General features: G+C 71.5%; 10 protein-coding genes. 5 read left to right on the top strand and 5 right to left on the bottom strand.

Features of this window, described 5'->3' with window-relative positions:
• Positions 1–66: 66 nt before the first annotated feature.
• Positions 67–1,386: a M28 family peptidase gene (locus IEY88_RS27975; protein WP_189157859.1), complete on the top strand. Its 1,320-nt coding sequence runs from the start codon at positions 67–69 to the stop codon at positions 1,384–1,386.
• Here IEY88_RS27975 and IEY88_RS27980 read toward each other — a convergent pair.
• The gene (locus tag IEY88_RS27980; RefSeq protein WP_189157860.1) at positions 1,383–3,347 is read right to left on the bottom strand and encodes a putative bifunctional diguanylate cyclase/phosphodiesterase; all 1,965 of its coding nucleotides are present in this window, start codon (positions 3,345–3,347) and stop codon (positions 1,383–1,385) included. The two genes, IEY88_RS27975 and IEY88_RS27980, sit on opposite strands and share 4 nt — an antisense overlap.
• 194 nt (positions 3,348–3,541) lie before the next feature.
• Here IEY88_RS27980 and IEY88_RS27985 point away from each other — a divergent pair, with 194 nt between their 5' ends.
• Positions 3,542–4,543, top strand: coding sequence for a sugar ABC transporter substrate-binding protein (locus IEY88_RS27985; RefSeq protein ID WP_189157861.1), 1,002 nt, complete (start codon positions 3,542–3,544; stop codon positions 4,541–4,543).
• Positions 4,544–4,632: 89 nt separating this feature from the next.
• Positions 4,633–6,057, top strand: coding sequence for an amidohydrolase family protein (locus IEY88_RS27990; RefSeq protein ID WP_189157862.1), 1,425 nt, complete (start codon positions 4,633–4,635; stop codon positions 6,055–6,057).
• On the opposite strand, the gene IEY88_RS27995 is transcribed toward IEY88_RS27990, so the two are convergent.
• From IEY88_RS27995 to IEY88_RS28005, 3 genes are all read right to left on the bottom strand, one after another.
• Positions 6,041–7,027, bottom strand: a complete 987-nt coding sequence (locus tag IEY88_RS27995; RefSeq protein WP_189157863.1) for an alpha/beta fold hydrolase — start codon at positions 7,025–7,027, stop codon at positions 6,041–6,043. The two genes, IEY88_RS27990 and IEY88_RS27995, sit on opposite strands and share 17 nt — an antisense overlap.
• 63 nt (positions 7,028–7,090) lie before the next feature.
• Positions 7,091–9,577: a helix-turn-helix transcriptional regulator gene (locus IEY88_RS28000; protein ID WP_189157864.1), complete on the bottom strand. Its 2,487-nt coding sequence runs from the start codon at positions 9,575–9,577 to the stop codon at positions 7,091–7,093.
• Between the two features lie 41 nt (positions 9,578–9,618).
• Positions 9,619–10,503: a DUF5829 family protein gene (locus IEY88_RS28005; RefSeq protein ID WP_229693833.1), complete on the bottom strand. Its 885-nt coding sequence runs from the start codon at positions 10,501–10,503 to the stop codon at positions 9,619–9,621.
• Positions 10,504–10,565: 62 nt separating this feature from the next.
• Between IEY88_RS28005 and IEY88_RS28010 the strand changes: the two genes are divergently transcribed.
• Positions 10,566–11,624 carry a class I SAM-dependent methyltransferase gene (locus tag IEY88_RS28010; protein ID WP_189157865.1) on the top strand — a complete coding sequence of 353 codons (1,059 nt, stop codon included), beginning with the start codon at positions 10,566–10,568 and terminating at the stop codon, positions 11,622–11,624.
• A gap of 14 nt (positions 11,625–11,638) precedes the next feature.
• Entirely contained in the window at positions 11,639–12,334 is a 696-nt protein-coding gene (locus IEY88_RS28015) for a MerR family transcriptional regulator (protein WP_189157866.1), read from the top strand.
• On the opposite strand, the gene IEY88_RS28020 is transcribed toward IEY88_RS28015, so the two are convergent.
• Complete coding sequence (locus IEY88_RS28020) at positions 12,331–13,632, bottom strand: serine hydrolase domain-containing protein (RefSeq protein ID WP_189157867.1); 1,302 nt, start codon at positions 13,630–13,632, stop codon at positions 12,331–12,333. The two genes, IEY88_RS28015 and IEY88_RS28020, sit on opposite strands and share 4 nt — an antisense overlap.
• Positions 13,633–13,645 lie beyond the last annotated feature (13 nt).

Raw genomic sequence — 13,645 nt, forward strand, 5'->3', positions numbered from 1 at the left:
CGGTTGCCCCGCGCCGGTCGTCCTGCCTACGTTCGCCCGGAGAACTTCGGGAGATGGGGGGACGACATGCGCAGACGTGACTTCTTCGCGGCGGCGGCCGGGGTGGCCGCTGTCGTGGCCAATCCCGCGAGCGCGCTCGCGGCCACCGGGCAACGACCGGGCGCCTCGCACCTGCCCGACCTCCACCTCGGCGACTTCCCCGTCGTGGCAAGGGTTCGGGCGCGCAATGCGCTGGAGCACCTGAAGGTCCTGAGCGACAAGATCGGGCCGCGCATCGGCGGCACCGCGTCCGAGCACCGGGCGCGCGACTACCTCGTCCGCGAGCTCAAGGCGTTGCGGTACCAGGTGACGACGCAGCCGTTCACCGTGCCGGACAAGTACCTCGCCGACGTCAACGGCAGGTGGCAGGCCGGGGCGTCGCGCTTCGGCACGCTCGGCGTCACCGTCAAGGCCCCATTCGTCGAGGTCGTCGACGGCGCGCTGCCGGACCTCACCGGCAAGATCGCGTTCTACGTCAACGCCCCCGCCGGCTCCGCTCCCACGCACGCGGCGATCGAACGCGGTGCGGTGGCGGTCGTCCTCGGCCGGATCTCCGCGACAGCCAGCAAGTCGAGCGCTTTCTCCCCCACGCTCGACCGGAACGTCGCGGTGCCGGTGATCGGCCTCGCCCAGGTGCACACCGAGAAGCTGCGCGCCCAGGGTTCCGGCGAGCTCACCATCAGCACCGTCCACCACCCGAACCTGACGTCCTACAACGTGATCGCGGACCGCCCGGCCACGTTCCCGTGGCGTGACAACGGGGTCGTGATGGTCACCGCGCACTACGACACCGTGCCCGGTTCGCCGGGCGCCAACGACGACGGCAGCGGCACGGTCCTGTGCCTCGAACTGGCCCGCGTCCTGCGCCACCTGCCGACGAACAAGGCGCTGCGGTTCGCGTTGTGGGGCTCGGAGGAACAGGGCCTGCTCGGCTCACGGCACTACGTCTCGCAGCTCCCGCCCGAGGAGATCGCGCGGATCAAGGGCGTGTTCCAGAACGACATGGTCGCCACCAGCCACGACCCGGCTACGGCGTACTGGCTGCTGTCCGTGGACGGCGCCGACAACGCGACGACGGCGGCGGTGCGCGCCGCGGCCGGGCGGCTCGGCTACGACCCTCGGGTGCACGGGCCGGTGGCGCGCGGATCGAGCGACCACGTGCCGTTCCACGAGAAGGGCATGGCGTCGGCGAACTTCAGCTGGCGCGGCGAGGGCGGACCGGCCCAGCTGGAGCCGATCTACCACACGCCGGAGGACACGATCCGCGACAACATCAGCCCGGAACGGCTGCAGGTGTCGCTGGAGCTGATCGGGGCGGCGGCGTACCGGCTCGCCAGCCAACGCTAGGGAGCAGGTGCGATCAGCTCGTTGAGCATCCGGTCCCGCAACCACACGGCGAACTCGTCCGCGGGCAACGGCCTGCTCAGGCAGTACCCCTGCACGATGTCGCAGCCCAGGGCGGCGAGGGCGGTCCACGTCTCCTCGTCCTCGACGCCCTCGGCCACGACCTCCAGCTCGAGGTTGTGCGCGAGTCCGAGCAACGAGCGGGTGATCGCGCCGCTGGACGAGTCCGAGCGCATGTTCGTGGTGAACGAACGGTCGATCTTCATCTCGTGCACCGGCATCGTGCGCAGGTAGGCGATGGACGAGTAGCCGGTGCCGAAGTCGTCGATCGACAGCCGCACGCCCAGTTCCCGCAGGCGCGTCAGCACGTCGGTCGCGCGGAGCGGGTCGGCGATGATAGCGCTCTCGGTGATCTCCAGGGTCAGCACGTCCGGCGGGCGCCCGTGGCGGTGCAGCGCGGCGGCGACCTGCTCGGGGAACGTCCTGTCCTGCAGGCACTGCGCGCCGACGTTGACCGAGATCGGGACGTCCCAGCCGGTGAGGTGCCAGGTGTGGCACTGGGCCAGGGCGTGGTCGAGCACGTACCGGGTGAGCGGCTCGATGAGCCCGGTCTCCTCGGCGGCCGGGATGAACCTGTCCGGGCCGAGCAGTCCGAGGCGCGGGTGCTGCCAGCGGCACAGGACCTCGGCGCCGCAGACCGTGCCGGTGCGCAGGTCGGCCTTCGGCTGGTAGTGCAGGACGAGCTCGGCCTGGTCGATGGCGCGGCGCAGGTCGCTGATCACCGTGAGCTGGGCCGCGTTGTGCTGGTCGAGGCAGGGTTCGTAGACCGACGTGCCGAGGTGGGCGCGCTTGGCCGTGTACATCGCGATGTCCGCGTGCTGGAGGAGTTCGTGCGCGTCGGCGGAGTCCGTCGGGTACAGCGCGACGCCGATGCTGCAGCCGACGTCGACCGTGAGACCGTCGAGGTCGACGGCCTCGTCCAGCGCGCGGTGCACGCGTTCGGCGACGATCAGGGCGTTCGCGGCCGTGCTCACCGACGGCAGCAGGACGGCGAACTCGTCGCCGCCGAGCCTCGCCACGGTGTCGACCTCGCGCACGGCGCCGGTCAGGCGGGTCGCGACCAGTTGGAGGAGCCGGTCCCCGAACGCGTGGCCGAGGGTGTCGTTGATCGGCTTGAACCGGTTGAGGTCGATCAGGAACAGGCCGAGCGGGTCACCGGTCTGGTTGCTGCGGCGGATGGCCTGCGTGGTGCGCTCGGTCAGCAGCGTGCGGTTGGCGAGGCCGGTCAGCGCGTCGTGCATCGCCTCGTGCTCGCTCTTGGCGGCCTGGCGCAGGATCTTGCGGCGGTGGCCGAGCAGCACCACGCCGCACAGGCCGACCAGGCCGAGGTCGACGACGAACGCGACGATCGCGGCGACCCGGAGGCGGCCGTTGCGCAGTTCCGCGGAGCGCAGGTAGTCGGTGGTCTCCAGGCGTTTGAGCTGCACGACCGTGGAGAGCTGTTTGCGCAACGACACCAGCGTGAGCTCGGCCTCGTACGCCTTGCGCAACGACGCGGCGGAGTCGCCCCGGTCGCCGGCCGCGACCGTCTCGCGCAGCAGACCGCTGTAATCGCCGTAGAGGTCACCGACGATCGTGGCCGCGCGGACGTCGGCGGGCGTGCCGTTCGAGCGCAACCAGCGCAGGCTCTCGTCCGCGGCACCGGCGGCGTTCGCGACGGGCTGGCGCATCACCGGCGTGCCGGATCGGACGTAGTCGGTGAGGGCGTGGTCGGCGACGTCGACGTTCTGCACGACCAGGCCCCAGTGGTCGCTGGCCTCGTTGAGCTCGTGCAGGTGGGTGGCGGCCTGCTGCATGCTCAGGCTCGTCCACAGCGCGAGGCCTGCCAGCGCGGCGAGGCCGACCGTCAGGCTGATGACGGTCGTCTGCACCGTGGTGCGAGCCTCGACCCAATTCGACAGCATCTATTGGCGCCTCACGTGGACATCGCTTTCCGGCGAAGGTGCTATTGGTACGCAGCCAAAGGATTCCACGCAAGCCGACACCACGACCAGCGGTGCACTAACCTTGACCGCTTTCCTCGACCAACTGATGGGGCTTCTCCATGGTCCGCGCTGTCCGTGCCGTCCTGCCTGCGGTTTTGCTCGCGGTGACGGGGGTGAGCGGATGCGGAGCGGCGCAGACGTCCGATGACCCGCCCACAATCGGGTTCCTGGCGCAGAACACCAGCCGCGACTTCTCCCGCGAGATGAGCGAGGGTTTCCAGGCGGGCGTGTCGATCGCGGGTGGTGTCCGGGCGGAGGTCACCGGACCGGACACGCACGACGGTCTCAAGCAGGTCGAGCTGCTGAGGGACCTGGCGACCCGCGCCAAGGGCGGCATCGGGGTGTCGGCGGTGGCGCCGGAGCTCATGGCCGAGCCGGTGGCCCAGGTGATCGGGCAGGGCATCCCGGTGATGGCGGTCGCGGGCGGCCAGGTCGCGCCGGGCAGCGGCGTCAAGCTCATGATCGAGAACGACGGCTTCGAGCTGGGCAAGGTGCTCGCGGACGCGACGGCCGACCGGTTGCCCCCGGACGCCGCGGGCAAGGTCGTGATCGGCAGCAACTCCCCCGGCATGCCCGCGCTCGACCGGCGGGCGCTGGGGATGCGGGCCCGGCTCGCGGAACGGCTGCCGAAGCTGCAGGTCATCGGCCCGCTCGACACCGGGCGCGACCTCACGACGAACCTCGCCACGTGGCAGCGGCTGGCCGACGCGAACCAGGACGCCCTCGCGTTGCTCGGCGCCGGTGACGTCGACGCGATCAACCTCGCGACCGTGCACGCGGAGAAGAACGCGACGTGGCTGGCCGCGGCGTTCAGCATCGACCCGAAGGCGCTGCAGGGCGTCAAGGAGGGCCATCTGTTCGCGACGATCTCCGCCGAGCACTTCCTCAAGGGCGCGGTGGCCGGGTGGATGCTCGCCCAGCACGCCAAGAGCGGCCGGAGCCTGCCGGAGGGCTGGTTCGTCGCACCCGGACTGCTGGTGCAGGCGTCCAACGTGGACGAGATCATCCACCGCCAGTCCGGTGAGGCCACCCGGCTGGAGGCCGCACGGCCGCAGATCGACGCCCTCACCGCGAACTCGCTGAAGTACCTGCGTCCACTGGACCAGGCGCGCTGAGCCAGGCGGCGCAGCAGGCGTTCCACGGCGGTGACAGGCGGCGGAGGCGTCGGCGAGCATGGCGGCCACCCCCGTCTCCTGGAGGTCGCATGATCACCCGCCGGACGCTCGCGAAATCCGTGGGCGTCGCACTGGCCGTGGGCGCCACCACCGGCGTCGCGAGCGCGGACACCGAGCACACACGCCGCGGCCGTCATCTGATCCGCGACGGTGCCGTTGTCACCGTCGACAAAGCTCTCGGGGTGCTGCCCCGCGCGGACGTCCTGATCGACGACGGCAGGATCGCCGCCGTCGGTCGTGACCTGGACGCCCGCGGCGCGAAGGTGGTCGACGCGACCGGCATGATCGTGATGCCCGGTTTCGTCAACACCCACCACCACATGTGGAGCGCGCTGGGCCGCAACTTCGTGGCCGACGGCTTCCCGTACTTCGCGGCGAAACGGGCGACCTCCACGCTGTACGAGGCCGCGGACGTCTACCGCAGCGTCCTGCTCGGACTCGCCGAACTGGCGAACGCGGGCGTGACGACCGTCCACAACTGGTCCAACAACACCCGCTCCCCCGCGCACGCCGACGCCGAACTGCGCGCGCACCGCGATGGCTTGTTGCGCGCCCGCTTCTCGTACGGCCACGTCGACCAGATGCCACGGGACGTGCCGATGGACCTGACGGACGTGGATCGGGTGCGGCAGCAGTACTTCGCGGGCGGCACGGCGTTCGACGGCCTGGTGCACCTCGGCGTGTGCGTGCGCGGGTTGTCGCAGAGCGCGGAGCCGGCGTTCTTCGCGGACATGGAGGGCGTGGTGGGACGCGGTCTGCCGGTCGCGATCCACGCCGGTCAGTCGCCACCGCGGATCGTGGACGCGGCCGACTACGAACGCCGCGGCTGGCTCGGTCCCCAGACGTTGCTGTGCCACTACGTCACGGCGCTGGACAGCGACATGGAGATCATGGCGCGGACCGGGACGCCGCTGTCGTGGTCGCCGCACTCGGAGTTCCGGCTCGGCGCCGCGGGTGATCCGCGGGACGCGCTGCTGCGGTTCCGCCGGGTCGGGGTGCCGGTGTCGCTGTCGTCGGACGCCACGTCCATCGCGCCGTCGGACATGTTCGAGGCGATGCGGCTCGTCTGGAACACCGGCATCCCCTGGGCAGGAACGCCTTCCGCCGGTCTGCCCGAGGTCGGGTTCCGCGACGTGCTGGAGATGGCGACCCTGAACGGCGCCCGCGCGCTGGGCCTCGGCGACGTCACCGGGTCGATCACCGTGGGCAAGCGCGCGGACGTGATCCTCGTGCGTGCCAACGACATCAACCTCGCACCGGGCGGGTTGTTCGAGACGACGCTGGTGCAGGCGGCGACCGCGGCCAACGTGGACACGGTGTTCTCGGACGGCCGGATCGTCAAGCGCGGCGGCCGCCTCGTGGCCTACGACGTCGACCGGATCGTGCGGGACGCGCGGGCTTCGTCGCTGCGCATCCGCACGACCGCGGGCGGGATCCTCACGCCCCCGAGCTGATGTCGAGCACGGCCTTGGTGAACGCCTCCGGGGCCTCCTGCGGGACGTTGTGCCCGATGCCGTCGAGGATCCGGTGCTCGTAGCGTCCGCTGAACTGCTTGCGGTACGCCATGCCGTCCTTGTTCGGCCCGTCGAAGTCGCTGGCGATCGTGATCGTCGGAACGCTGATCACCGGCTTGGCCTGCAGCTTTCGCTCGAGCCCGTCGTAGCGGTGCTCGCCCTGCGCGAGCTGCAGGCGCCAGCGGTAGTTGTGGATGACGATGGCGACGTGGTCGGGGTTCTTCCAGGCCGTCGCGCTCTGGGCGTAGGTGGCCTCGTCGAAGTTCCACTGGGGCGAGGCCAGCTTCCAGATGAGCTTGTTGAACTCGTAGGAGTTCTGCTCGTACCCCTTCACACCCCGGTCGGTCGCGAAGTAGTACTGGTACCACCAGCCGAGTTCCGCCTGAGGGGACAGCGGTTCCTGGTTCTGCTGGAGGTTGACGACGAGGTAGCCGCTGACCGACACGAGCGCCTTGACGCGTTCGGGCCAGAGTGCGGCGGTGATGCACGCAGTCCGCGCACCCCAGTCGAACCCGGCGACGGTCGCCTTGCGGATCTTCAGCGCGTCCATGAACGCGATGACGTCGGCGGCGAGGGCGGACTGCTGGCCGTTGCGCATCGTGCGCGCGTGCAGGAAGCGGGTGGGACCGTAGCCACGCAGGTACGGGATGAGGACGCGCTGGCCTCGTGCGGCCAGGGCCGGTGCCACGTCGACGTAGCTGTGGACGTCGTAGGGCCAGCCGTGCAGCAGGATCGTGACCGGGCCGTCGGCCGGGCCGATCTCCACGTAACCGATGTCGAGCAGGCCGGCCCGGACCTGCTTGACCGGGCCCCAGGACGGCGTGGAGGCGTGCGCGGTCGCGGTGGTCACGAGGGGTGCCGCGAGGCCCGCCACGGCCACTGCCTGGGAGAACTGTCGCCTGCTGATCATGGCATCGACCGTAGGGGCGGTGACCTGGGCGTCGCGAGCGTCAGGTGACGGTGATCGGGTACGTCACTCCGCCAGGGCGTCGCGCAGTTCGGCCCGAGCCGTGACCCCGAGCTTGGGGAAGATCCGGTGCAGGTGGGTGCTGACCGTGCGGTGCGACAGGTGCAGCCGCTCCCCGATCTCCTTGTTGGTCAGCCCGTCCGCCGCCATCCGCGCGATCGTCAGCTCGTGCTCGGTCAGCTCGCCGTTGCCACCCCGCGACTCACCGGACGCCCGCAGCTCCTCGCGAGCGCGTTCCGCCCAGTCCCTCGTGCCGAACGCCTCGAACGCCTCCGCGGCCGCCTTGAGGTGCGGCCGGGCCTGGGCTGCCCGCCGCTGCCTGCGCAACCACGCGCCGAACGCGAGCTGCACCCGTGCGCGGTCCCACGGCGAGCTGTCCGCGTCGAGAGCCGTCTCGAACAGCGCTTCGGCGTGGTCGTCCGCCGCCAGGAGGGCCCGGGCGTACCTCAGGCCGGACGCCAGCGCGGGCGAAGCAGTGGCGGCGTCGAGCTCCTCGACGATCTTGCGCGCCTCGTCGGCGTGGCCGCTGCGGGTCGCGGCCTCGACCAGTTCGGGCAGCACGTACCGCCGCAGGGCCAGCTGGTGGGCGGGGTCGGCCGGGTCGTGAACGCGGCGCGCGGCGGCGAACGCGTCGGCGTAGCGGCCCTCTCCCAGCGCGGCCAGGCTCCTGGCCAGCTGGACGGTGGCGAGCACCGGCCGCGCACCGGCGGCCAGGCCGATCCGTTCGGCGTCCGCGGCGAGCTCGGCGGACCGCTCGTGCTCTCCGTGCAGGGCGGCGATCTCCGCCAGCACGGCCGTGGCCAGGCCGAGCATGTACGGCTGGCCGGTCTCCTCGGCGAGGCGGGCGGCCTCCTCGGCCACCGGTTCGGCGGCGGCCACGTCGCCCAGGCGGGTGCGGCTCCAGGCCTCGACGGCGAGGGCCCTGGCGAGGAGCCCGAACTGTCCCTGCGCCCGGAAACCCCGTTGGGCGGCAAGGGAGAAGCGCACGGAGTCGGCGAACGCGCCCACCTGGAGGGCGGCGCTGCCGAGCAGCCGGAGGGTGGCGGGGTCGTCGCGCTTCCCCCGAGCCTCCCGCAGCCCCGCCACCACCGCATCGCCCTGCCGCACCGGGCACACGTAGGCCGTCATCGCCAGCATGCGCGGATCACGCGGGTCGATCGGCAACGTCCGCGCCACCGCGGCGATCCGTTCCCGGGTGGCGGCCCCGGGCTCGACCCAGAAGCACCGCATCGCGACGCTCCAGAAGATCCGCAGGCCCAGTTCGACGTCGCCGCCGGCCACCACGGACTCGGCCAGCCCGACCAACTCGCCCGGCCCCGCCACGCCCACGCCGTCGTCGAACGCCGTGGGCAACCACGTCACGAGCGCGCGCTCGCGCGGGGTGAGGTCGAGGCCGCGCACGTCGAGCAGGATCCGTTCGACGTCGTCCCGCCGTCCCGCCTCGGTCGACAGTTCGGCCGCCCGCAACAACCTCCGGGCCCGCTGACCGGCTTCCCCCAGCTCAGCGGCCCGTTCCAGCGCGCTCACCGCACTGGCCGCGCCACCGCGTCGCAACGCCCGGCCGGCCGTCTTCTCCAGCAGGCAGGCCACGTTCTCGTCGGCCCCGGTCGCCGCGCCCGCCAGGTGCCACGCGCGGCGGTCCGGCTCACCGGTCACGAAGGCGAGACGGCGGTGGGTGTCGCGCACTTCCGAGACGTCGGCCGCGCGCACGATCGCCGACCTGATCAACGGGTGCCGAAAGGCGCCGCCGGAGTCCACCAGCCTGGCCTCGACCGCGGGCGCGAGGTCCACGGGAGACTCGCCGCCGAGGGCCAGCACGAGCAACGCCGACCGCACCTCGGCGGGCAGGGCCGAGGCACGCGCGGCGAACGTCTCCTCCAGGGAACCGCCGCCGAACGGGAGCTCGGTCAACGCCAGCGGGTTTCCGGCCGCCTGCGCGAGCACCCACGACCGGCGTTCGGGATCCAGGCCGGGCGCGGCGGCATCGAGCACCCGCGACGACTCGGCGGCCGCCAGCGGTTCCAGAGAGAGCACGGGCACCCCGGCGAACACCGGCGTCCTCGCGGCCACCACCAGCGTGCTTGCGGACAGGCGGCGGGCCACGAACCCGAGGACGTCCAGGCTCGCCTGGTCGAGCCAGTGCGCGTCGTCGACCAGCACGACGGCCCGGGCCGCGTCGAGCACATCGAGCGCGGCGAGCCCCACCAGGTGCACGGGCGGCACGTCACCGTCGGAGAGTCCGAAGACGACCTCCAGCGCGACCCGCCGCACACCGGGCAGCGCGGACAGGTCGAGGAACGGGTGCAGGACCTGGTGCAGTCCGGCGTAGGGCAGGTCCTGCTCGGCCTCGACACCGACGACCCGGTGGCCGTCGAGGCAGGCGAGCAACGCCGACTTGCCCACGCCGGGCTCGCCGATGACGAGCAACGACCCGCCGGAGCCCGCCAGCGCGGCCAGCCGCTCCCGTTCCCGATCCCGCCCGACCAGCGACACCCGCCGACCACCCCGTTCGTTGATCCGTACGGACTAGGGTGTCAGAAAGTCCAGACCGCGCGCTTGCCCGGACCCACCACCAGCGTGGACGTGCCCAGCTTCTCGACGTGTCGCCCGACCACGCGGTTCAGTGCGAACTCGACCCGCTCGAGCCCGGTCCGCCCGAGCGGCGCCTCGTCGAACCGCATCGTGGTGCCGCCGCGGGTGGCCGTGACCGAGCCGTCCTCGGTCCACAGCGAGAACCCGCCGGCGCGCAGCAGCGGCAGGGTGTCCGCGAGGTCCGATGGGGTGACGGCGAGGCGGATGAAGGTGATGTCGCGCATCAGCTTGTCCTGGTACGCGTCCGGCAGGTACCGCTCGCGGGTCACGTCGCCGGGGAACCTCGCGGGTCCCACCTTGCTGCGCGGGTCGTCCATGTACTCGTCGCGGTACTCCATCGCCCAGGCGCCGAACCGCTCGTACTTCTCGACCAGGAACAGCGAGTCGAACCACGGCACGGGCTTGCCGTCGCCGAAGTCGCGGGTCTGCAGGAAGTCGATCGGCTTCTCCCCCGCGGCACGCAGGCGGACCTTGAGCTTCTCGATGTCACCGTCGCGCTCGGTGGAGAGCCCGAGACCGGCGGCGCCCAGCTCACCGTCCTGGCCCGGCACGTCCCCGAGCCCGAACACCTCCAGGTAGGTCTCCCTGCCTCGCAGGTAGCGCCCCGTCCACACCTTGCCGTCGGCGCCGGTCGTGGTGCGCACCTCGAAGTCCGCGAACTCCCTGAGGTAGCGCGAGTGCTCCACCGCGTCGGCGGTGGCACGGTCGAACGTGCCCCACGCGTGGTTGTAGAACAACAACTGCCGCTCTCCCGCTTGTGCCGGTCCGGCAACCGACACGACCAGGACTACGGCCAAGATCATGCAGAACACCCGTCGGATCCCCATACAGTCGATCGTAAAACGGACAGGCTCAAGTCGGACTCGAGCCGGACGAAGGGGACTCCGTGGTGGACACCGCCAGGTGGACGGTTCTCGCTCCGCTGCTGCAGGCCGCGACCGCCGGCCGTGACCTGCTGGACTCCACCCTCCGCGGGCTGACCCCCGGAGCCGTCATCGCCGAGGTCCTCCGCGAGATCGGCGAGCACGACGTCCGCCTCGACCTCCGCTTCGACGGTCACACCACCTCCCACCTGCGCACCGACGCCGGCGTGGTGGTCACGCTCGACCTCGCCGACGCCGTCCGCGGCCTCTACGGCACCGACGCCCGCCCGTGGCCGAGCCTCGCCGTCACCACGCCGAACCCCGACCTCGACGAGCACGGCATGGCCGGCTGGTTCCACAGCCGCAAGGGCCTGGCGCAGTCCGTCCAGGAGCTCCTGTCCGCCCTGAAGCCGGTGCGGCGCGACCTGGGTGAGCTGGCCGTCGAGTTCGGCTCGGACAAGTGGGGCGACCTGCACTGGTACACGCAGCACTACGAACGCCACTTCGCCCGCCTGCGCACCGAGCCGGTGAAGGTGCTGGAGATCGGCATCGGCGGCTACGACGACCCGGACAGCGGCGGCGCCTCGCTGCGCATGTGGCAGCGGTACTTCCAGCGCGGCCTGATCCACGGCCTGGACATCGCGCGCAAGAACGTCACCGGCCCGCGCATCACGACCGTGCGGGGTGACCAGTCCGACGCCGGGTTCCTCGACCGGCTGGGCCGCGAGCTCGGCCCGTTCGACGTGGTCATCGACGACGGCAGCCACCTGAACGAGCACGTGCGCACGTCGTTCCACGCCCTGTTCCCCCATGTCCGCGCGGGCGGTCTCTACGTCGTGGAGGACCTGCAGACCTCGTACTGGCCGAGCTGGGGCGGACACCCCGACGCGACCCCCGCCACCTCGATGGGCCTGCTCAAGTCCTTTGTGGACGGCCTGAACCGGGCCGAGGTGGGCGATCCGCGCGGCGAGGGCACCTACCTGGAGCGCAACATCAGCGGGATCTCCTTCCACCACAACATCGCGTTCGTGGAGAAGGGACTCAACGCCGAGGAGGGCGGCCCGGCGTTCCTGCGCACGTTGTAGGGCATCATGCAAGGGTGATCACGATCGGCCAGGTCGCCCGGTACGCGGGCGTGACGATCAAGGCGGTGCGGCACTACCACAAGGTGGGCCTGCTGCCCGAGCCCGAGCGCGACCACTCCGGTTACCGCCGCTACACCGCCCAGGACGCGATCGCACTGGTCAAGATCCGCACGCTCGCCGAGGCCGGTGTTCCCCTCGCCCGCGTGAAGGACCTGCTCGTGGCGGACGAGGAGGAGTTCGCCGCGGCGATCAAGGAGATCGAAGAGGCGTTGCGCCGCCGCGAGGAGAAGATCCGGCTGGCCCGCGAACGGGTGCTGGGGCTGCGTTCGGGCAACGCGCTGCTGGTCTCCCCGGAGGCCGCCGCGATGCTGGACCTGTTGCGGGACATGGGAGTCAGCGAGCGGGGCGTCCGGATGGAACGCGAGGTGTGGGTGCTGATGCAGGCCGTGGCGCCTCGGGAGGCGGCGGTCTGGCTCGCGGACAAGGCCGAGTCGCTGGCCGATCCCGAGTTCCGGCGGATCTACCTGGCCTACGACGAGGCGTTCGACCTCCCCGTCGACGATCCGCGGCTGCCGGACCTGGCGCGGCGGGCGGCGGACTGGCTGTCCCGCAGGCCCGCCGCCCCGACTGCCGATCCGGAGGTCACCGCGCTGGCCCTGTCCGCCGCCGGCGCCACCTCACCTGCGTGGGAAAGGATGGCGGCGCTCTAGACGCGACCGAACATCCGTCCAGCGAGATCGACCCCGACGATCACACCGTCTGCGTCGCGCGTGAAGAACCCGCGCTGCCCGGTGAACGCCCCGGCCGTGATCATGTACTCGTCGCGCGGCAGCAGCGCCATCGGGAACGGCGCGTGGTCGGCCGGCAGGTCCGACTCCGCGGCCGCGCGGATCTCCGGCCGGATCAGCACCTCCAGCACCAGCCCCGACCCGGTGTCGTCGATGGTCATGACCATCGCGTCGTTGTCGTACCCGCCGGCCACCTCGTCGGCGTCGGAAGCGTTGTACGGCAACGGCTCTGGGTCGCGGTCCACCAGTCCGGCGAAGTGCGCGAGCGCCTGCCGCACCACCGCCTGGTTGAACGGGATCCCGTCCGGCCCCTGGTTCGCGACCGACACCACCGCGAACCCGAGCGACGGCACGATCAGCAGTTCGGCGAACTGCCCGTTGGACGACCCGCCGTGCCCGATGGCCGCCACCCCGTCGATCGTGCGCAGGAACCACCCGACGCCGATCGCGTCACCGAGGTTGCTGCCGCGCAACGCCGCCGTGGGCCTCCGCATCTCGGAGAAGTCGATGCCGTCCCCGTCACCGAGGTGGAACCGCGCCCACGCGAGGAGATCCGCGATGGAGGTCGCGATCCCGCCACCGGGGTTGTTGGCCCGCCAATGCCTCCACGGCCGCGCGACCTCACCCTTCTCGTGCCCGACGGCGAACCGGCGGGTCATCACCGCGTCCCGGTCGAAGTGCGTGTTGCCGAGCCCGAGCGGCTCCAGCAGCAACGCCGCGATCGCCTGCTCGTAGGTCTGCCCGGTGACGTTCTCGATGATCCGCCCGGCCAGGTTGAACCCGGACTGGCTGTAGGACGGCCGCTCCCCTGTCGCCCCGATCAGCTTCAGCTCGGCGAGCCCCTCGACGTGCCGGCGCAGCGAGTCGTCGCCCTCGCCGGTGTCCACCAGCGTGCCCCAGTCGAGCCCGGACGTGTGGTTCAGCAGCTGCCGCACGGTGAACGACCGCCCGTCGGCCAGTTCGAGCTCCGGCACGTACTCGTGCACCGAGGCGTCCAGCGACACCCTGCCCTGGGCGACCAGGCGCATGATCGCGGTGGCGGTGTAGGTCTTGGTGATCGAGCCGAGCAGGAAGAGCGTGTCCTCGTTGACCGGCAAGGGGTTCTCGACGCTGGTCACACCGTGGGAGAAGTGGTGCTCCCGGCCGGCGTGGAAGACGCCGGCGGCGGCGCCGGGGATGTCGAAGTGACGAGCGGTCCGGGCGATGAAGTCGTTGTCCATGCCCCTACCCTCG

The sequence above is a fragment of the Lentzea pudingi genome, assembly GCF_014646255.1.
In the GTDB taxonomy this organism is placed as follows: domain Bacteria; phylum Actinomycetota; class Actinomycetes; order Mycobacteriales; family Pseudonocardiaceae; genus Lentzea; species Lentzea pudingi.